The organism is Bradyrhizobium sp. USDA 4341 (assembly GCF_054063755.1).
In genome coordinates this window covers 1,875,696-1,892,305 of the sequence record NZ_JBSSGO010000002.1, presented here as the reverse complement: position 1 = coordinate 1,892,305, position 16,610 = coordinate 1,875,696, and the positions used below count along the sequence as shown (strand labels likewise).

Sequence of the window (16,610 nt, the reverse complement as noted above, 5' to 3'; positions counted from 1 at the left end):
TACGGTGTGGGAATGTTGCCACACCGCCGCCTGCTCGAATGAGGCGGTGCTTCACATTTGGTGAGCATACGCTTACATGGCTCATCCGGGATGGCACCGCGGCAAGACTTCCGGCTCGCGCCAGAATTCAGCGGCAGTGCCAAGTCACTATGAAACAGGGGAATTTTCGCGGACGGCGTTGCGATTCGCCGCCCGGGGCTAAGCCGCCCATCGAGGGTCTAGGCTGCTACGGGGGACGGTGCATGGAGAGCATCGGCGCGCTGCGATCATAGACGGATCATGTTGAGACAGCTCTTCGCGCCGCAGCTCGTCATTCTGTACGTGCTGGCGGCCTCTACGCTCTACGTTCACTTCCGCGGCAAGCAGCGGTTGCGCTTCGCCCGCCAGCTCGGCGATCACTCGACCTACCTCGCGCCCTACAATGTGCTGATGTATGCGGGCTCAGCGGTGCCCAACACGCCGGTGATTCCGGTCGAGCAGTTTCCCGAGCTCAAGAAGCTCTCCGACAATTGGGAGACGATCCGCGACGAGGCGACGCGCCTGTTCGACGAGGGCTTCATCCGCGCCGCGGCCAAGAACAACGACTGGGGCTTTTATTCGTTCTTCAAGAGCGGCTGGAAGCGGTTCTATCTGAAATGGTACGACGACTTCCTGCCCTCGGCGCGCACGCTGTGCCCGAAGACCGTGGAGCTCTTGAATTCGATCCCGAATGTGCACGGCGCGATGTTTGCGATGCTGCCACCTGGCGGCAAGCTCGGGGCGCATCGCGATCCCTTCGCCGGCTCGCTGCGCTATCACCTCGGCCTGGTGACGCCGAACTCGAACGCGTGCCGCATCCTGGTCGACGGCGTCGAATGCGTCTGGCGCGACGGCGAAGCCTTCATGTTCGACGAGACCTTCATCCACAGCGCCGAGAACAAGACCGACGTCAACCGCATCATCCTGTTCTGCGACGTCGAGCGCCCGATGAAGTACGGCTTCATGACCCGGATCAATCGCTGGGTCAGCCACAACATCGTCAAGGCGTCGGCGACCCAGAACGTCGACGGCGAACATGTCGGCGCGCTGAACAAGGTGTTCGGCAAGCTCTACGAGATCCATCTCGCCAGCCGGAAGGTCAAGGAGTGGAACCGGAACGTGTACTACACGCTGAAGTATTCCGTGACCGCGCTGATCCTCGGCCTGATCGTGGTGTCGGCGCTGCGGTGAAGGCAGCGGCCGCGCCGCGTTGAACGCAAAAGCCCCGGAGCAAACCGGGGCTTTTTGTCTGGGGGGTGAGCTGTGAAGCGCACGGCATCAGTCGCGTTCGAAAACCTTGGCGCCGGGGTAGACTCGCCGGGCATAGGCGACAACCCACTCCCGGTTCTGGGTTTCCAGGAACGGAGTGCGGATCGTGCACGAGCCGACGACGAGGTGCCACAGGCCGTTCAGCTTCTGAATGTTGACGATCATGTGAGTGCTCCTCGATAACCCGCGTTCCCAGTCGACACTTACTACTCGTGATAGTCCTGCGCTTCACGCCTCGGTGCAGTGATCCCGATCACAGATTTCGGAACACTTTTTGCGCCCGCAGTCGTTGGTCGCCCGTTGGAGTGGCCGCGAGTATAAAAATCGCCCGCCATCGCTCAACTGTACGAGCGTAGGTACAGGGCATCACAAGGAATCAGAGAGGCCATACCAAGGTATGTTGATGTCTGTCCGGAGGCGCAGCGGGAGCGCGTTGCCTCAGTCCGGATGAGCGCTGATGGCCGCCTGGCCGAAACTCCACCGGGCTGATGCAGTCTTCTACGAGGTCCATCTCGCCGGCCGCGACGTCGGCGCCGTTCAACTTTGCGCAGCATGACGTCTTCGCGCTCCGATCCGTTACACGGGCGTGATAGAGTCCGATCAGGCGTTTCGCATTGAAGGGGATCTTGCCATGTCGGAGACTACTGGAGCTTTTGCGACGACTGCGCTGAGCGGTTACGAGCTGTTGGCTGATCCGCAGTTGAACAAGGGCACGGCGTTCTCCGAGGCCGAGCGCGAGGCGTTCGACCTGCATGGCCTGCTGCCGCCCAATATCCTGACACTGGACGAGCAGGTCTCGCGCCGCCTCGAGGCGCTGCGCGGCTACGAGACCGACATCGAGCGCTATGCCTTTCTGCGCGAACTGCAGGATACCAACGAGACCTTGTTCTACGCGCTGCTGGTCGAGAATCTCGAGGAGCTGTTGCCGATCGTCTACACGCCGACCGTCGGCGAGGGCTGCCAGAAATTCAGTCGGCTGTTTCGCAAGCCGCGCGGGCTGTTCCTCAGCATTCCGCACCAGCACCGGATCGACCGCATTTTCGCCCATCCGCGCTTCGATCACGTCGAGGCGATCGTGGTGACCGACGGTGAGCGCATCCTCGGCCTCGGCGACCAGGGCGCCGGCGGCATGGGCATCCCGATCGGCAAGCTCGCGCTCTATACCGGCTGCGGTGGCCTGCATCCGGCGACGACCTTGCCGATCCTGCTCGACGTCGGCACCGACAATCCCGACTGCCTGGCCGATCCGCTCTATATCGGCTGGCGCAACGAGCGCGTCCGCGGTCAGGCGTATGACGACTTCATCGAGGCGTTCGTCTCGGCGGTGGTGAAGCGCTGGCCGCGCGTCCTGCTGCAATGGGAGGATTTTGCCAAGAACAACGCGACGCGCATGCTCGAGCGCTACCGCGACCGGCTCCTCACCTTCAACGACGACATCCAGGGCACCGCGGCGGTCGCGACCGGCGCGTTGCTCTCGGCCATCAACGTCACCGGCGTGCCGCTGACCGAGCAGCGTGTCGCGGTGTTCGGTGCGGGCTCTGCGGGCTGCGGCATCGCCAGCCTGATCCGCGCGGCGATGATCGATGCCAGCCTCTCCGAGAGCGAGGCGGCGAAGCGCTTCTTCATGGTCGACCGCGACGGACTGCTGCTCGAGGGCATGAGCGGGCTCGCCCCGTTCCAGCTGCCGTTTGTCCAGAACAAGCAGGCGATCGCGGGCTGGCAGCTCAACCATCCCGACAAGATCGCGCTGCTCGACGTCGTGCGCAACGCCAAGCCGACCGTGCTGATCGGCGTCTCCGGCCAGGCCGGCGCGTTCTCCGAACCGATCGTCCGCGCGATGGCCGAGTGCAACAAGCGGCCGGTGATCTTCCCGCTGTCCAACCCGACCTCGCGCGAGGAGGCGACGCCGGTCGATATCGAAGCCTGGACCGAAGGGCGGGCGCTGATCGGCGTCGGCAGCCCGTTCCCGCCGATCACGCGCGACGGCGCGCGCTTCAAGGTCGACCAGACCAACAACTCCTACATCTTCCCGGGTGTCGGTGTCGGCGCGCTCGCGGTCGGCGCCAGCCGGGTCAGCGACGGGATGTTCATGGCTGCCGCCAAGGCGCTGGCCAGCGTCTCGCCGGCCCGCAACAACCCGAAGCACAATCTGCTGCCGCCGGTCAGCGCGCTGCGCGATGTGTCGCTGACGGTGGCGCTGGCGGTCGCGCTGCAGGCGCACAAGGAAGGGCTCGCCAAGGATATTCCGATCGATCAGGTCGAGGCGCGCATCCAGGCCAAGATCTGGACCCCGCGCTACGTGCCGTATCGGCGCAGCGATCGGGCCTAGAGTCCGCGGGGCGTATCAGGTGGCGCGATCCTTCGCGCCATCTATGGGCGGGCGATGGCTTCGGCCGTCGCCACGGCCGACTAAAGTTCTAGCCTCCACGTTCCGTTGCGTTGGAACTTTCCGGGGCGCGATGTCGTTTGTGTTCAAACGACCCAAACGGTCAAAATCCATCCGGGGGCTTGTCCGAGGGAGACGCTCCCATGGTAACGCTCGGCCCGACACTCGGTCTAACACTCGGCCTAACCCCTGGCCTCGACGCCAACCAGCTCTCGCCAGCCGAACATCAGCTCCAGATGCGCCGCGCGGTCATCGCCTCCACGGTCGGGACCGCGATCGAATGGTATGACTTCTTCCTCTACAGCACCGTTACCGGCCTGGTGTTCGCAAAGCTGTTCTTTCCGAATTCCGACCCTCGGGTCGGCACGCTGGAGGCTTTCGCCATCTATGCGGTCGGCTTCATCGCGCGGCCGATCGGCGCCGCGATCTTCGGCCACTTTGGCGACCGCATCGGACGCAAGTCGACGCTGATCGCGACGCTGCTGTTGATGGGACTGGCGACCGCGGCGGTCGCGTTGGTGCCGACCTATTCCAGCATCGGTATCTGGGGCGCGGTGATCCTCACTGTGCTGCGTTTCATTCAGGGCGTCGGGGTCGGCGGCGAATGGGGCGGCTCGGTACTGATGTCGATGGAATGGGCGCGCAACGATCGCTCCCGCGGCCTGATCGCGTCATGGCCGCAATTCGGCGTGCCCTGCGGGCTGTTCCTCGCCAACCTTGCCGTGCTGGCGTTCAGCCAGATGTCGGGCGACCAGTTCCTGGCATGGGGCTGGCGCGTTCCGTTTGCGCTCAGCATCATCCTGGTCGGCGTCGGCCTCTACATCCGGCTCGGCATTCTGGAGACACCGGTCTTCGCCAAGCTGGTGGCCGAGCGTCAGCTCGACCGCACGCCGATGCTGACGGTGATCCGCGACCATCCGAAGGAGATCCTGCTGTCCGCCTTCGCGCGGATGTCCGAGCAGGCGCCGTTCTACATCTTCACCGCCTTCGTGTTCTCCTACGGCATCGGCACGCTGCACATGTCGCGCGACTTCCTGCTGACCGCGGTGCTTTCGGCCTCGGTGCTGTCGTTCGTCTCGATCCCGGTGTTCGGACATCTGTCCGACCAGATCGGCCGCAAGAACATGTACATGATCGGCGCGTTGGTGACCGGCATCTTCGGCTTCATCTACTTCGCGATGCTCAATACCGGATCGGCGTCGATCATCTTCCTCGCGATCATTCTCTCGCTCATTCCGCACGACATGCAGTACGGGCCGCAGGCCGCCCTGATCGCCGAAAGCTTCACCGGCCGCCTGCGCTACAGCGGTGCCTCGCTCGGCTACCAGCTCGCATCGGTGATCGCCGGCGGTCCGGCGCCGCTGATCGCCGCATGGCTGTTCGGCACCTATCATTCGTCGATTGCAATCGCGGCCTACATCGCGCTCTGCGCCGTCATCACGCTGGTCGCAACCGCGCTGATGACCGACTACACCGGAAAGGACATCAATGCCGCGACCGCGCATCAGCGGTGAGTTCGAGACAGCACGGGAGGAGCAAATGGTGAAATGGCGAAAGGAATCGGCGCTCGATCTCTATAACCTCGTCGCGGCGATCTTCCTGCTCGCAGCGCCGTGGCTGTTTGCGCACGCCAACCCGACGGCGGCGATCGATCTGTGGATCAGCGGTGCCGCGATCGCGATCATGTCGCTGGCGGCGATCTTCGCGTTCTCGATCTGGGAGGAATGGATCAATCTGTTCGTCGGATGCTGGCTGATCGCCTCGCCTTGGCTGCTCGGCTTCACGCACACCCGCGCGATGCATTTTGCCATCGCGGCGGGTGCGGTGGTCGCATTCATGGCACTGCTCGAACTGTGGCTCGAATACGAGAAGACGCATCTCGGCCCAGCCGAGTCGCAGGCCGCAGCAAAGCATTAGAAGCTAGCAGCCGCGGCAAATGCCCTTGATCTTGCGGTCGACGATCGCGTCTTCCTGATCGATGATCTGCTGCGATGCCGCCGCCGCTGCCGGAATGTCGGCGGCGCGCGGCTGGCGATGACCGACCGGCGCCGACCATGGCCGCGTCGCGGTTTCATTTGAGGCAAATACACCGGGCACCTGGACCGTCGCCTGTGCGAAGCAGGAGGTCGTCACTGCCACGGACAGGATTGCAGCCAGGCCAAGTCTTGTGCCGAGTCGCCGAAGATCGATCATGAGAATCTCCATACCGTCATCGCCGCGTTTGTGCGCGGCCTTGATGAAATAGAGCGTCTCTGTCGTCCCGGTATTCCCCGGTCCGTCCGATGTGATCGGGTGCTCGCGGTTCGGTGATCGCGCGTGATGAAATAATTATCCGGCATCCACAGTCATTGGTCACAGGAGCCGAGCTTGGTCGGCTTCATCCACGTGCGGAGAAACCCGATGACCAAATTGACCTTCGTGACGCTTGCTCTGGTTGCGGCAGCTGCGTTCTCGGCTCAGGCCTCGGCCGCCAGCAACAATGCTGCGGTGCGGCGCGCCCATGCTTCGATGACGTCGACAACGACGACACCGGTCAGCAGCAAGACGACTGATTGCGTGCGCGCGCCGAACGTCGGATCGTTCGCAACCGCGCCCTTCACCGAGCCGCCCTGCATGCCCGGCACGATGCGCTGACCACGCGCAGCGGAAAGCCCCGGACCTCTGGTCCGGGGTTCCCGGGCGATGCGATGTCGCCCGGAAGTGGCCGCGGAATGGGCGTGACCCACCTCACAGCCAAGCCGGTGCGATCGTGCGAAGCGTGCGGCGTCGGAGCTGGCGCATGGTGCCCGGCCCGAGTTCAAGGAGACGTCGCATGACACGCAATTCACTTCTTGCCTTCGCTGCCGTTGTCGCATTCGGCGTTACCGCGCTGAGCTCTGCGCATGCCGGCGGACTTCACATGGCCCCCCCGAAGAACGTGGGCGCGAAACTGCCCCCGGGCGGTTCGGGCGGCCCGCATCGCCAGCCGGTCGATCCGCCGCCCTATCTCGGAACGGGTTACAGCGGTGACAGTGCCGGTGGCAGTGGAGGCGGCGGATATCTCGGCGACCCCAACCATCCCGGCCACGAGCAGTTCTGAAAAAGCAACGGCCCCGAACCAGGTTCGGGGCCGCGGTCTGCTGGTGAATCGGATCCGGAGTCTACTCCGGCTTGCCGATCGATACTTTCAGTGTGCCGACGCCGTCGACGCCGCATTCGAGCTTGTCGCCGGGTTGCAGCTGCGAGACGCCGGCGGGCGTGCCGGTCATGATGATGTCGCCGGCGGCGAGCTTCACCTGCTGCGAGAGCTGCCAGATGATCTCAGGCACGTTCCAGATCAATTCGGTGAGGTCGCCCTTCTGCGCTTCCTTGCCGTTGACGGTGAGCCAGATCTTGCCGCTGGAGGGGTGGCCGATCTTCGAGGCCGGCTGGATCGCGGAGCAGGGCGCTGAATAGTCGAACGACTTGCCGATCTCCCAGGGCCGCTCCTTCTTGCGCGAGGCGATCTGCAGGTCGCGGCGGGTCAGGTCGATGCCGACTGCATAGCCGTAGACATGCTCGAGCGCCTTGTCGGCGGGAATGTTGAGCCCGCCGCTCTTCATCGCCACCACCAGCTCGACCTCGTGATGCAGGTCCTTGGTCAGCGGCGGATAGGGGATCGTCGCACCATCCGGCACCAGCATGTCGGCATGCTTGCCGAAGAAGAACGGCGGCGCACGCTCGTCATTGCCCATCTCCCTGATATGCTCGAGGTAGTTGCGGCCGACGCACCAGATGCGGCGGACCGGATAGACGCCGGATTCGCCGACGACGGGGAGCGAGGGCTGCGGGGGAAGCGGAATGACGGTGGAGGCGGCGTTCATGAACGGGTCCCGGAGGGTTGAAGGAGGGAGCGCGGGCCGTATTTACGCGGTTACGGCGCTGGGGGCTAGGGGCTGCGGCTGCACCAGGCGCAGACGTGAGGCCAGCTTTCCGCCGGGCGCGGCCGCCCTTGGCCGGCGAGAGCGGTGACACCGATGCGAAGGTGGCTTTCGATCGGCCTTGCCCTGGTTGCCGCGGTCTTGTTCGCCTCCGCTGTTCGCTTTTTTGTGGTGACCCCGGAACGGATCGACCGGGGGCAGAACAAGGTCCAGCGCGTGACCGTGGATATCACGCCCGCCGCGCAGGCCTTGCAGGCGACGCTCGACGTGGCGGACATGCACGCGGACAGCCTGTTGTGGAAGCGCGACCTGATCGCACGATCCGATCGCGGCCATATCGACCTGCCGCGCCTGATCGAGGGCCGCTACGCGTTGCAGGTGTTTTCGTCGGTCACCAAGTCACCCGAGGGCCAGAACTATGATGCCAACGCCGGCGACACCGACACGATCACGAACCTTGCCATCATCGATCTGCAGCCGATGCGGACGTGGTTCTCGTTGCTGCAGCGCTCGCTATGGCATGCCGAGAAATTGCGCAGCTTCGCCGACAAGTCCGCCGGACGGCTTCGCGTGATCACGACACCGGCCGACATCGATCGCCTGCTGGCGGATCGCAAGAACGGCATGACGGTGGTTGGCGGAATGCTGTCGATCGAGGGCCTGCACGATCTCGAGGGCAAGATCGACAATCTCGACGTACTCTACGCCGCCGGATTCAGGGTGGCCGGTCTCGCGCACTTCTTCGACAACGACGTCGCCGGCTCGATGCACGGCGTGGCAAAGGGCGGCCTGACGCCGCTCGGCCGGCAGGTGGTGCAGCGGATGGAGGCGATGGGGATGATCGTGGATCTCGCCCATGCGAGCCACGCGGCGGTCGCCGACGTGCTGGCGATGGCGACGCGTCCGGTGGTCTCGAGCCATGGCGGCGTTCAGGCGATCTGCAGGGTCAACCGCAATCTCACCGATGATGAGGTCCGGGGTGTCGCACGGACCGGCGGCGTGATCGGCATCGGCTTCTGGCAAGGCGCGGTCTGCTCGCTCGATCCGAACAATGTCGCGCGGGCGATTGCCCATGTTCGCGACCTGGTCGGGATCGACCATGTCGGCCTCGGATCGGATTTCGACGGCTCGACCACCACGAGATTCGATGCGAGCGGGATCGCCGCCGTGACCCAGGCGTTGATGTCGAGCGGGTTCTCCGAAGACGACATCCGCAAGGTGATGGGCGGCAACGTCCTGCGCGTGCTGCGCGCAGGCCTTGTCGCGAAGTGACGGTGAGCCTCAGCCGGTGGCGCTGATCGGCGCCAATGCCAGCGGCGATGGGTCGTGGTGGTGCTGCAGACGGAAGAACGAGGCGTAGCGGCCGCTGCGGCGCAGCAGCTCGTCGTGCCGCCCGCGCTCGACGATCTCGCCGCCCTCGACCACCAGGATCGCGTCTGCATGCATGATGGTGTGAAGGCGGTGCGCGATCACGATCGTGGTGCGGCCCTGGCAGAGATGCTCGATCGCCTCCTGCACCTGCTTCTCGGACTCCGAGTCGAGCGCGGCGGTGGCCTCGTCGAGCAGGATGATCGGCGCGTTCTTGACCAGCGCGCGGGCGACCGCGATGCGCTGGCGTTGTCCGCCGGACAGTTGCGTGCCGTGCTCGCCGACCGGCGTGTCGTAGCCGAGCGGGAAGCTCATGATGAAGTCGTGCGCGCAAGCGGCCTTGGCGGCGTCGACGATCTCGGCCTCGGTGGCGCCCGGCTTGCCGAACGTGATGTTGGCGCGGATGGTGTCGCGGAACAGATAGACGTCCTGGCCGACATAGGCGGTCTGCCGGCGCAGCGACTTGCGCGAGACCGACAGGATCGACTGTCCGTCGATCAGGATGTCGCCCTCGCGCGTCTCGTAGAAGCGCAGCAGCAGGGCGAGCACCGTCGATTTGCCGCCGCCGGAGGGACCGACCAGCGCGGTGACTTTGCCGGGCTCGGCCATGAAGCTCAAGCGGTTCAGCACCGGCTCACCGGGGCGATAGGCGAAGCTGACGTCGCGCAGTTCGATCCGCGCGTCGGAGAGTTTGAGCGCCGGCTTGTCGTCGTCGGCCTGCTCGCTTGCGGGACTGTCGACGACCTCGAGCAGCATCCGCGCGCCGACCAGCTGGCTGTTGAGATCGATGTTGAGCCGCGCCAGGCGCTTGGCCGGCTCGGTCGCCATCAGGAAGGCGGTCAGGAACGTGAAGAACTGGCCCGGCGTGGAACCGAGCGCCACCACGCTGTAGCCGCCATACATCAGGCAGCCGGCGACCGCGAAGCCGCCGAGCATCTCCATCAGCGGGTTGGAGCGGTTGGCGACATGCGCCATCTTGTTGGCGTTGCGCTCGACGATCGCGATGTTCTCGTCGATCCGCTGCTGCATGGTGTCTTCCAGCGTGAACGCCTTCACGGTGCGGATGCCCTGCAGCGATTCCTGCATCGTCTCCATGATGTCGGCGGTGCCGGTGAACTGGTTGTAGGCGAGGCCCTTGATCCGCTTCACCAGCTTGCGCAGCACCAGCATGGCCGGCGGCACCGCCACCAGCCCGATGAACGACATCAGCGGGTCCTGCCACACCATGACGGCGACCATGCTGATCAGCATCAGGAAGTCGCGGCCGATCGCATTGACCAGCATGTTGAGCACGTCGGTGATCGACTTGGCGCCGGCTGTGAGCCGCGCCAGGAATTCCGACGAGTGCCGCTGCGAGAAGAAGCCAATGCTTTCGCTCATCAGCTTGGCGAATAATTGCCGCTGGTTCCGCGCCAGGATGGCATTGCTGATCTTCGACAGGATCACCATGTGGCCGTAGGTCGCCACGCCCTTGATGAACAGCAGCACCACGGTGACCCCGGCAAACATCGCGATGCCGGGGATGTTCTTGTCGACATAGGCCTGGTTGATCACCTGGCCGAGCACGTAAGTGGCGCCGGCCGTCGAGCCGGCCGCAACGGCCATCAGGGCGAACGCCGTCAGATAGCGCCGCCAGTAGGTGATCCCCTGTTCCGTGACCAGGCGGCGAATCAGGATCGCCGCGCCATAGGGATCGTCGGTAATTTTCTTTGGAAACTGAGCCATCCGCGTTCCATTGACGGCGGGCGGCGCCGGCCGTCAGGGTTGCGGACCTCCTTGCCCGCTTGGCGGGGCTTTTTCAAGCCCAATAACGGCTTGATTTTTAGGCCGATTCTGCCTGTCGCGCGGCGCCCCCGCGCTCCCGGAACAGCTTCTCCTCCCAGGCCAGCGCGTGGTTCGCGATGGTCTCGAGATCGTCGTAGCGCGGGGTCCAGTCGAGCAGCGAGCGGATCCGGGTGGTGTCGGCCACCATGGTCATGATGTCGCCGGGCCGGCGCGCGGCATAGGCGACCGCGAAATTGCGCATCGAGACCCGGCGCACCGCCTCGATGGTCTCGAGCACGGAATAGCCGCGGCCGTAACCGCAGTTCATCGTCACCGATTGCCCGCCGGCGCGCAGATAGGACAGCGCCGAGCGATGCGCCTCGACGAGGTCGCTGACATGGATGAAGTCGCGCACGCAGCTGCCGTCCTCGGTCGGATAGTCGGTGCCGAACACGTCGATCTTGGCGCGCTGGCCGGTCGCGGCCTCGACCGCGATCTTGAGCAGATGGGTGGCGCCGATGGTGGCAAGACCGACGCGGCCCTTCGGGTCGGCGCCGGCGACATTGAAGTAGCGCAGCACGACGTAGCTCATGCCATGGGCCGAGGCGACATCGTGCAGCATGATCTCGGTCATCAGCTTCGACGAGCCGTAGGGTGACAGCGGACGCGTCGGCGCGATCTCGGGCACCGGCACCTGGTCCGGATTGCCGTAGACGGCCGCGGTCGAGGAGAAGATGAAGCGATTGACGCCGCCCTTCACCGCCGCGTTGAGCAGGCTGCGCGTCGTCATGGTGTTGTTGCGGTAGTAGCCGAGGGGATCGCGCATCGAGTCCGGCACCACGACAGAACCTGCGAAATGGATGATGCTGTCGATGCCGTGCTGTGCGATCACGCCCTCGACGAGGTTCTCGTCGCCGGCGTCACCGATGAACAGCGGAACACCTTGGGGCAGGAACGCGGAGAAGCCGGTGGAAAGATTGTCGACGACGACGACGCTTTCGCCGGCATCGACCAGCGCATGAACCATGTGACTTCCGATATAGCCGGCACCGCCGGTCACAAGCACGGTCATGGATAGAGCTCTCCCGATATCTTTAACCGGTGATGCTAGCGGGAGTGCGGTGAAGAGGGGGTTTCGCCGCGGCCGAACTGGCCACTATGCTTAATGTTGCGTATAGGAACTGGCACGAAACGGAGACTTGCGTGCCGATCGAGAACACACCTGCCGGCGAGCTCGTGCTCATCGTGCCCAATCTGCACCGACGCTATTCGGGTGTCACCGCGACCAACCGGATGGTCGCGCCGAAGCTTGCCAAAATGTTTCGCGCAGGCTGGCTCGGCTCGCACCGGCCGGACGGCATCGACGCGATCGGATTTGTCGATCTGATGCGATTGTGGCGGCGCGCCTCGCCGCTGATCTGGCATGCGCGGCGCAATGACGAGATGCTTGCCGGACTTTTGCTGCGCGCGCTCGGCTGGCCGCTGAAGCTGCTGTTCACGTCGGCCGCGCAGCGCCATCACACCTGGCTGACGCGCTGGCTGATCCGCAACATGGAAGCGATCATCGCTACCAGCCCGCTGTCGGCCTCCTATCTGAAGCGCGACGCCACCGTGGTGATGCATGGCGTAGATACGGACCGTTATGCGCCGCCGGCCGATCGTGCGAACGCCTTCGCGGAAAGCGGATTGCCGGGGCGCTATGCGATCGGCTGCTTCGGACGGGTGCGCGCGCAGAAGGGTAGCGATGTCTTTGTCGAGGCGATGTGCAGGTTGCTGCCGCGCTATCCCGATTTCACCGCCGTGATCGTCGGCGCGGTGGTGCCGGAGCAGCTGGCCTTTGCCAACGAGCTGAAGCGGAAGATCGAGACCGCCGGGCTGCAATCGCGCATCATCATCACGGGTGAGCTACCGATCGAGGATGTCGTGCGCTGGTACCAGCGGCTGACGATCTACGCCTTCACCTCGCGCAATGAAGGTTTTGGCCTGACCTTGATCGAGGCGATGTCGGCAGGCGCGGCGCTGGTGGCCGCGCGCGCCGGCGCTGCCGAGTTCGTGGTCGAAGACGGCACGACCGGCGTGCTGACGCCACCCGGCGATGCCGACGCGCTGGTGGCGGCACTCGAGCCCCTGATGCGCGATCCGGCCGCGGCCGCGGCGATGGGCGTGCGGGCACGCCAACGAGTTGTGGATAAGTTCAGCCTCGATGCGGAGGCGAACGCGATCGCGGCGGTCTATCGCGCGCTGATCTGAGCCAGCACGCGCTCGGCGATCCCGACGATGTCTTCGGGGGCGATGTCGCGCATGCAGCGATGGTCGTTCATGGTGCAGACCGTGCGCTGGCACGGCTGGCACGGCAGCTTGCTTTTGGTCTGCCGCACCGTGGCGGCGAGGCCGTTGAGGGGCGCCCAGAGATAAGGGTCGGTCGGGCCGAAAATGCCCATGGTCGGGGTGCCGATCGCGGCTGCGATGTGCATCAGCCCGGAGTCGTTGGTCACAGCGACGCTGGCCGCGGCCATCGCCAGCACGCCGTTGCGCAGATCGGTGCCGGTGAGATCGCGGACCCGCGGACCGCCGACGGCGGCGATCTCCTGCGCCAGCGCCTTCTCGCCGGGGCCGCCAACCACCCAGACGTCAAATCCGTGTTCGGCGAACAGCCGGGCGGCTTCAGGATAATAGGTCCAGCGTTTCGAGACCCCGACCGAGCCGGGTCCGAGTGCGATGGCCGGACCGGTGCCGAGGCCGTTGGCCTGCCGCCATCGGCCGACCTCGTCGGTGGGAACCCGCAGCTGCGGCACCGGCCATTCGGGCGGCCGAGGGGTGCCATCGGGCAGCGCCAGGATGGCGTTCTTGTCGATGAAGCGCGGCTGCTTCTTCTCGCCCCATCGCATCGCGTTGATCAGGCCGAACCGCGCCTCGCCGAAGAAGCCGACCCGCTCCGGGATGCCCGCCAGGGCCGGCGCGATGGCAGCCTTCCAGGTGCGCGGCAGCACCAGCGCGGTGGCATAATTCCGGGCGCGAAATTCGGCTGCCAGCGCCCGCTGCAGGGCCAGCGCCAGCCGGCTGCGCGGCAGGTCGAACACGACACCGGCACGGACCCCGGGCATATAATCCACCAAAGGGGCGCAAAGCCTAGATGTCAGGAGGTCGACCGGCCGGTTGGGCCAGCGCTTGCGGAGCACCCTGACCACGGTGTGGCCACGCACGAAATCGCCGATCCAAACATAGGGCACGACGAGGATCGGTCTGGTATCCTCGGTATCCTGCGTTTCGATATCAGATATTGAATCCATATTCATTTCTAACCAGGCCAAAGCCGGATCGGCGCGGCCAAGTCGGTAACCGGTTCGCGAAGTGAGGTAAAGCCGTCGTTGCCTGTCGCGCAGGAGTGGGGCAAAGCTGGCGGCTGCAAAGGAATCTGGCGGGATTTCATCATGTTTCTGGTAACCGGGGGCGCCGGTTTTATCGGATCGAACGTCGTGGCCGCGTTGAATGACGCCGGGCGCAGCGACGTGGCGGTCTGCGACATTCTTGGGGACGACGGCAAGTGGCGGAACCTGGCCAAGCGCCAGATCGCCGATTTCGTGCCGCCGGCCGAATTGATGGCTTGGCTGCAGGGCCGGCGGCTGGATGCCGTCCTCCATCTCGGTGCGATCTCGGAGACCACCGCGACCGACGGCGATCTGGTGATCGAGACCAATTTCCGTCTCTCGATGCGGCTGCTCGATTGGTGCACCGCGACCGGAACCCCGCTGATCTATGCCTCCTCGGCCGCCACCTATGGCGACGGCGACCAGGGTTTTGACGACGATGGTTCGGTGGAGGCGCTCAAGCGGCTGCGGCCAATGAACCTGTATGGCTGGAGCAAGAACCTGTTCGATCTCGCCGTCGCCGAGCGCGCTGCGAAAGGCGAACCCCTGCCGCCGCAATGGGCGGGGCTGAAATTCTTCAACGTGTTCGGCCCGAATGAATATCACAAGGGCACGATGATGAGCGTGCTGGCGCGCCGCTTCGACGACATCAAAGCGGGCCGCGTCGTGCAGCTGTTCAAGTCGCATCGCGAGGGCATCGCCGATGGCGATCAGCGCCGCGACTTCATCTATGTCGACGACGTCGTGCGGGTGATGATGTGGCTGGTCGCGACGCCGCGGGTCTCCGGCCTCTTCAATGTCGGCACCGGCAAGGCGCGCAGCTTCAAGGACCTGATCGTCTCGGCTTACGGCGCGCTCGGCCTGCAGCCGAACATCCAGTATGTCGACATGCCCGAGCAGATTCGCGGCAGTTACCAATATTTCACCCAGAGCGTCGTCGATCGTCTCGGGCGCGCCGGATACAATGGCGGTTTTACGCAGTTGGAAGACGCGGTCGGAGCCTATGTGAACGGCTTTCTCGATCGCGCGGATCGCTATCGCTAGAGCGGATGACGGTGACTGATGTTCGATTTTGAAGCGATCTCGCGTGCAATGTCCGGCCAGACCGTGCTCTGCGTCGGCGACCTCATGCTCGACGAGTTCGTCTATGGCGAGGTGTCGCGGATCTCGCCGGAAGCGCCGGCGCCGGTGATCGCGGTCAGGCGCAGCGAGATCAATATCGGCGGCGCCGGCAACGTCGCGCGCAATATCGCCGCACTTGGCGGCCGCTGCATTTTCGTCGGCCTGATCGGCGAGGATGCCGCCGGGACGGTGTTGACCGAGGCGCTGGCCAAAGAGGCGGGGATCGAGACCGTGCTGGTGCGCGACGCCGCGCGTCCGACCACGCGCAAGGTGCGCTTCGTCTCGGAACAGTTCTCGACCCACATGCTGCGCTCCGATTGGGAGCTGGCCGCGCCGGCCGCCCCCGCCATCGAGCAGCAGCTGATCGATGCGATCCTGCCTCGCCTGGTGCGCGCCGACATCGTGCTGCTGTCCGATTACGCCAAGGGCGTGCTCACCGCGCGCGTGATCCGCAATGTGATCGACGCCGCGCGCCAGGCGGGCAAGCGCGTGATCGTCGACCCGAAGAGCGCCAACCTCGCGATCTATCGCGGCGCGACCGTGTTGACGCCGAACCGGAAGGAATTCGCCGAGGCGACCCGCAGCCGTGCCGACAGCCAGGACAGCATCGCGCAGGCCGCGCCTGATGCGATGGTCCTCGCCGATTGCGAGGCGATGCTGGTGACGCAGGGCGAGCGCGGCATGACGCTGGTGACGCGGGACGGCGGTTCGATCCATGTGCCGGCGCTGCCGGTCAAGGTGCGCGATGTCTCGGGCGCCGGCGATACCGTCGCTGCGGCACTGGCGCTGGCGCTGGCTGCTGGTGCCGACTGGGACGGCGCGCTGCGGATCGCGAGTGCCGCAGCTGCGGTCGCGGTCGGCAAGACCGGTACCGCGATCGTCAGATCCGCCGAGTTGCGGCGAAAGATCCTGCCGCACGCGTCGCTGGCGGCGGAGGAGAAGATCGTCCCGGCCGGCGGCGATATCGACGCGTATCTCGAGGAGTGGCGCAGGCAGGATCTGCGGATCGGCTTCACCAATGGCTGTTTCGACATCCTGCATCCCGGCCACGTCAAGGTGCTGACCGCCGCGCGCGGCGCGTGTGATCGCCTGATCGTCGGATTGAACAGCGACGCCTCGGTGAAGCGGCTGAAGGGCGAGGGGCGTCCGGTGCAGAACGAGCGCGCCCGGGCCGAGGTGCTCGCGGCGCTGGAAGCCGTCGACCTCGTCGCAATTTTCGAGGAGGACACGCCGATCAACCTGATCACGAAGGTGCGGCCGAGCGTGCTGGTCAAGGGCGGCGACTATACCCGCGAGCAGGTGGTCGGCCACGAGATCGTCGAGGCCGCCGGCGGCGAGGTGGTGCTGGTCGAGATCCTGCAGGGCCACAGCACGACGTCGCTGGTTGCCCGGGCCCGTGAGGGCAAGGCGTGAGTG

16 protein-coding genes are annotated in these 16,610 nt (G+C 65.2%); 10 read left to right on the top strand and 6 right to left on the bottom strand.

The features are described 5' to 3' along the window. Positions 1–279 precede the first annotated feature (279 nt). Positions 280–1,209, top strand: a complete 930-nt coding sequence (locus ACVIGB_RS15015; protein WP_456722046.1) for an aspartyl/asparaginyl beta-hydroxylase domain-containing protein — start codon at positions 280–282, stop codon at positions 1,207–1,209. An 87-nt stretch (positions 1,210–1,296) separates the two neighbouring features. Here ACVIGB_RS15015 and ACVIGB_RS15010 read toward each other — a convergent pair whose 3' ends face one another. Beyond that, complete coding sequence (locus tag ACVIGB_RS15010; RefSeq protein ID WP_171947661.1) at positions 1,297–1,452, bottom strand: hypothetical protein; 156 nt, start codon at positions 1,450–1,452, stop codon at positions 1,297–1,299. A 466-nt stretch (positions 1,453–1,918) separates the two neighbouring features. Between ACVIGB_RS15010 and ACVIGB_RS15005 the strand changes: the two genes are divergently transcribed. The 3 genes from ACVIGB_RS15005 (at position 1,919) to ACVIGB_RS14995 (ending at position 5,590) form a co-directional block, all read left to right on the top strand. Then, positions 1,919–3,616 carry an NAD-dependent malic enzyme gene (locus ACVIGB_RS15005; RefSeq protein WP_456722047.1) on the top strand — a complete coding sequence of 566 codons (1,698 nt, stop codon included), beginning with the start codon at positions 1,919–1,921 and terminating at the stop codon, positions 3,614–3,616. 200 nt (positions 3,617–3,816) lie between these two features. Next, positions 3,817–5,187, top strand: a complete 1,371-nt coding sequence (locus tag ACVIGB_RS15000) for an MFS transporter (protein WP_456722048.1) — start codon at positions 3,817–3,819, stop codon at positions 5,185–5,187. 25 nt (positions 5,188–5,212) lie between these two features. Continuing rightward, positions 5,213–5,590: an SPW repeat protein gene (locus ACVIGB_RS14995; RefSeq protein WP_456722049.1), complete on the top strand. Its 378-nt coding sequence runs from the start codon at positions 5,213–5,215 to the stop codon at positions 5,588–5,590. Positions 5,591–5,593: 3 nt separating this feature from the next. On the opposite strand, the gene ACVIGB_RS14990 is transcribed toward ACVIGB_RS14995, so the two are convergent. Continuing rightward, the gene (locus ACVIGB_RS14990; protein ID WP_456722050.1) at positions 5,594–5,866 is read right to left on the bottom strand and encodes a hypothetical protein; all 273 of its coding nucleotides are present in this window, start codon (positions 5,864–5,866) and stop codon (positions 5,594–5,596) included. Positions 5,867–6,073: 207 nt separating this feature from the next. Here ACVIGB_RS14990 and ACVIGB_RS14985 point away from each other — a divergent pair, with 207 nt between their 5' ends. Then, the gene (locus ACVIGB_RS14985; RefSeq protein ID WP_092125827.1) at positions 6,074–6,307 is read left to right on the top strand and encodes a hypothetical protein; all 234 of its coding nucleotides are present in this window, start codon (positions 6,074–6,076) and stop codon (positions 6,305–6,307) included. Between the two features lie 178 nt (positions 6,308–6,485). After that, positions 6,486–6,752: a hypothetical protein gene (locus tag ACVIGB_RS14980; protein ID WP_176530158.1), complete on the top strand. Its 267-nt coding sequence runs from the start codon at positions 6,486–6,488 to the stop codon at positions 6,750–6,752. Between the two features lie 61 nt (positions 6,753–6,813). Here ACVIGB_RS14980 and ACVIGB_RS14975 read toward each other — a convergent pair whose 3' ends face one another. Next, positions 6,814–7,515: a fumarylacetoacetate hydrolase family protein gene (locus ACVIGB_RS14975; RefSeq protein ID WP_456722051.1), complete on the bottom strand. Its 702-nt coding sequence runs from the start codon at positions 7,513–7,515 to the stop codon at positions 6,814–6,816. 153 nt (positions 7,516–7,668) lie between these two features. Between ACVIGB_RS14975 and ACVIGB_RS14970 the strand changes: the two genes are divergently transcribed. Continuing rightward, positions 7,669–8,844, top strand: coding sequence for a dipeptidase (locus ACVIGB_RS14970; RefSeq protein WP_456722052.1), 1,176 nt, complete (start codon positions 7,669–7,671; stop codon positions 8,842–8,844). A gap of 9 nt (positions 8,845–8,853) precedes the next feature. Here ACVIGB_RS14970 and ACVIGB_RS14965 read toward each other — a convergent pair whose 3' ends face one another. Then, complete coding sequence (locus ACVIGB_RS14965; protein ID WP_456722053.1) at positions 8,854–10,665, bottom strand: ABC transporter ATP-binding protein; 1,812 nt, start codon at positions 10,663–10,665, stop codon at positions 8,854–8,856. A 97-nt stretch (positions 10,666–10,762) separates the two neighbouring features. Further along, positions 10,763–11,776 carry a UDP-glucose 4-epimerase GalE gene (galE, locus tag ACVIGB_RS14960; RefSeq protein WP_456722054.1) on the bottom strand — a complete coding sequence of 338 codons (1,014 nt, stop codon included), beginning with the start codon at positions 11,774–11,776 and terminating at the stop codon, positions 10,763–10,765. 137 nt (positions 11,777–11,913) lie between these two features. Here galE and ACVIGB_RS14955 point away from each other — a divergent pair, with 137 nt between their 5' ends. Beyond that, positions 11,914–12,954: a glycosyltransferase family 4 protein gene (locus tag ACVIGB_RS14955; protein WP_456725170.1), complete on the top strand. Its 1,041-nt coding sequence runs from the start codon at positions 11,914–11,916 to the stop codon at positions 12,952–12,954. Here the strand turns inward: ACVIGB_RS14955 and waaF are convergent. Continuing rightward, positions 12,936–14,000, bottom strand: a complete 1,065-nt coding sequence (gene waaF, locus ACVIGB_RS14950; protein WP_456722055.1) for a lipopolysaccharide heptosyltransferase II — start codon at positions 13,998–14,000, stop codon at positions 12,936–12,938. The genes ACVIGB_RS14955 and waaF overlap by 19 nt on opposite strands. A 135-nt stretch (positions 14,001–14,135) precedes the next feature. Here waaF and rfaD point away from each other — a divergent pair, with 135 nt between their 5' ends. Both rfaD and rfaE1 read left to right on the top strand, forming a co-directional pair. After that, positions 14,136–15,116: an ADP-glyceromanno-heptose 6-epimerase gene (rfaD, locus tag ACVIGB_RS14945; protein WP_456722056.1), complete on the top strand. Its 981-nt coding sequence runs from the start codon at positions 14,136–14,138 to the stop codon at positions 15,114–15,116. An 18-nt stretch (positions 15,117–15,134) separates the two neighbouring features. After that, on the top strand, positions 15,135–16,607 hold the full coding sequence (gene rfaE1, locus ACVIGB_RS14940) for a D-glycero-beta-D-manno-heptose-7-phosphate kinase (protein ID WP_456722057.1): 1,473 nt from the start codon (positions 15,135–15,137) through the stop codon (positions 16,605–16,607). The last annotated feature ends 3 nt before the right edge of the window (positions 16,608–16,610 follow it).

What these genes read in the sequence shown, in the direction of transcription:
- ACVIGB_RS15015 (WP_456722046.1), top strand. Translation starts at nt 280, where the DNA reads ATGTTGAGACAGCTCTTCGCGCCGCAGCTCGTCATTCTGTACGTGCTG.
- ACVIGB_RS15010 (WP_171947661.1), bottom strand. Translation starts at nt 1,452, where the DNA reads ATGATCGTCAACATTCAGAAGCTGAACGGCCTGTGGCACCTCGTCGTC.
- ACVIGB_RS15005 (WP_456722047.1), top strand. Translation starts at nt 1,919, where the DNA reads ATGTCGGAGACTACTGGAGCTTTTGCGACGACTGCGCTGAGCGGTTAC.
- ACVIGB_RS15000 (WP_456722048.1), top strand. Translation starts at nt 3,817, where the DNA reads ATGGTAACGCTCGGCCCGACACTCGGTCTAACACTCGGCCTAACCCCT.
- ACVIGB_RS14995 (WP_456722049.1), top strand. Translation starts at nt 5,213, where the DNA reads ATGGTGAAATGGCGAAAGGAATCGGCGCTCGATCTCTATAACCTCGTC.
- ACVIGB_RS14990 (WP_456722050.1), bottom strand. Translation starts at nt 5,866, where the DNA reads ATGATCGATCTTCGGCGACTCGGCACAAGACTTGGCCTGGCTGCAATC.
- ACVIGB_RS14985 (WP_092125827.1), top strand. Translation starts at nt 6,074, where the DNA reads ATGACCAAATTGACCTTCGTGACGCTTGCTCTGGTTGCGGCAGCTGCG.
- ACVIGB_RS14980 (WP_176530158.1), top strand. Translation starts at nt 6,486, where the DNA reads ATGACACGCAATTCACTTCTTGCCTTCGCTGCCGTTGTCGCATTCGGC.
- ACVIGB_RS14975 (WP_456722051.1), bottom strand. Translation starts at nt 7,515, where the DNA reads ATGAACGCCGCCTCCACCGTCATTCCGCTTCCCCCGCAGCCCTCGCTC.
- ACVIGB_RS14970 (WP_456722052.1), top strand. Translation starts at nt 7,669, where the DNA reads ATGCGAAGGTGGCTTTCGATCGGCCTTGCCCTGGTTGCCGCGGTCTTG.
- ACVIGB_RS14965 (WP_456722053.1), bottom strand. Translation starts at nt 10,665, where the DNA reads ATGGCTCAGTTTCCAAAGAAAATTACCGACGATCCCTATGGCGCGGCG.
- galE (WP_456722054.1), bottom strand. Translation starts at nt 11,776, where the DNA reads ATGACCGTGCTTGTGACCGGCGGTGCCGGCTATATCGGAAGTCACATG.
- waaF (WP_456722055.1), bottom strand. Translation starts at nt 14,000, where the DNA reads ATGAATATGGATTCAATATCTGATATCGAAACGCAGGATACCGAGGAT.
- rfaD (WP_456722056.1), top strand. Translation starts at nt 14,136, where the DNA reads ATGTTTCTGGTAACCGGGGGCGCCGGTTTTATCGGATCGAACGTCGTG.
- rfaE1 (WP_456722057.1), top strand. Translation starts at nt 15,135, where the DNA reads ATGTTCGATTTTGAAGCGATCTCGCGTGCAATGTCCGGCCAGACCGTG.